At 55.0% G+C, this 1,632-nt stretch carries 1 rRNA gene and 1 other annotated feature (1 of these 2 only partly in view); the gene reads right to left on the bottom strand.

Annotated elements, in window-relative coordinates:
* Positions 1-5: 5 nt before the first annotated feature.
* Positions 6-122: ribosomal RNA gene (gene rrf / locus ACIQFY_RS16035) — 5S ribosomal RNA — on the bottom strand.
* Positions 123-263: 141 nt separating this feature from the next.
* Positions 264-1,632, bottom strand: a sequence feature (mutual gap in cmsearch alignment for this rRNA model is longer than 100) (it continues 1,658 nt past the right edge of the window).

The following is a 1,632-nucleotide window of genomic DNA, read 5'->3' as shown; positions in this document are numbered from 1 at the left end:
GTTGAGTCCGGCGGCGTCCTACTCTCCCACAAGGTCCCCCTTGCAGTACCATCGGCGCTGAGAGGCTTAGCTTCCGGGTTCGGAATGTGACCGGGCGTTTCCCTCTCGCTATGACCACCGGAACACTGTCGACCCAGATCCTGGATCAAACCATTGTTCCTTCAGAGCATTGCTGAAGTATTCAGTTTGATTCCCGATCGTCTGTCGGGAACCACAAAGTGGACGCGAGCCCGCCACCCACAAGGGGCGACGGTAAAAGTTGTGTTGTCAAGTCTTCGGCTTATTAGTACCGGTCAGCTCCACGGGTCGTTAGTCCCCGCTTCCACATCCGGCCTATCAACCCAGTAGTCTGCTGGGAGCCTCTCACACTCAAGGTGCATGGAAATCTCATCTCGAAGACGGCTTCCCGCTTAGATGCTTTCAGCGGTTATCCGGTCCGAACGTAGCTAATCAGCGGTGCCCTTGGCAGAACAACTGACACACCAGAGGTTCGTCCATCCCGGTCCTCTCGTACTAGGGATAGATCTTCTCAAATTTCCAACGCGCGCAGCGGATAGGGACCGAACTGTCTCACGACGTTCTAAACCCAGCTCGCGTACCGCTTTAATGGGCGAACAGCCCAACCCTTGGGACCTACTCCAGCCCCAGGATGCGACGAGCCGACATCGAGGTGCCAAACCATGCCGTCGATATGGACTCTTGGGCAAGATCAGCCTGTTATCCCCGAGGTACCTTTTATCCGTTGAGCGACAGCGCTTCCACAAGCCACTGCCGGATCACTAGTCCCGACTTTCGTCCCTGCTCGACCTGTCAGTCTCACAGTCAAGCTCCCTTGTGCACTTACACTCGCCACCTGATTGCCAACCAGGTTGAGGGAACCTTTGGGCGCCTCCGTTACTCTTTGGGAGGCAACCGCCCCAGTTAAACTACCCATCAGGCACTGTCCATGAACCCGATCAGGGTCCTACGTTAGACATCCAAAGTGACCAGAGTGGTATTTCAACAATGACTCCACGAACACTAGCGTGCCCGCTTCACAGTCTCCCACCTATCCTACACAAGCCACTCCGAACACCAATACCAAACTGTAGTAAAGGTCACGGGGTCTTTCCGTCCTGCTGCGCGTAACGAGCATCTTTACTCGTAGTGCAATTTCGCCGAGTTCGCGGTTGAGACAGCTGGGAAGTCGTTACGCCATTCGTGCAGGTCGGAACTTACCCGACAAGGAATTTCGCTACCTTAGGATGGTTATAGTTACCACCGCCGTTTACTGGGGCTTAAATTCAGAGCTTCGCCCTAAGGCTAACCCTTCCTCTTAACCTTCCAGCACCGGGCAGGCGTCAGTCCGTATACATCGTCTTGCGACTTCGCACGGACCTGTGTTTTTAGTAAACAGTCGCTTCCCACTGGTCTCTGCGGCCTTCAACGCTCAACGACGAGAAGTCGTATCACGTGTCCGGCCCCCCTTCTCCCGAAGTTACGGGGGCATTTTGCCGAGTTCCTTAACCACGATTCTCTCGATCTCCTTGGTATTCTCTACCTGACCACCTGAGTCGGTTTCGGGTACGGGCGGCTGCAACCTCGCGTCGATGCTTTTCTCGGCAGCATAGGATCACTGATTTCCCCTCTACG

The organism is Curtobacterium sp. NPDC092190, assembly GCF_044755625.1.
In the GTDB taxonomy this organism is placed as follows: domain Bacteria; phylum Actinomycetota; class Actinomycetes; order Actinomycetales; family Microbacteriaceae; genus Curtobacterium.
Note: the sequence above shows the minus strand (reverse complement) of the source record. Positions and strands in the feature narration are given on the sequence as shown.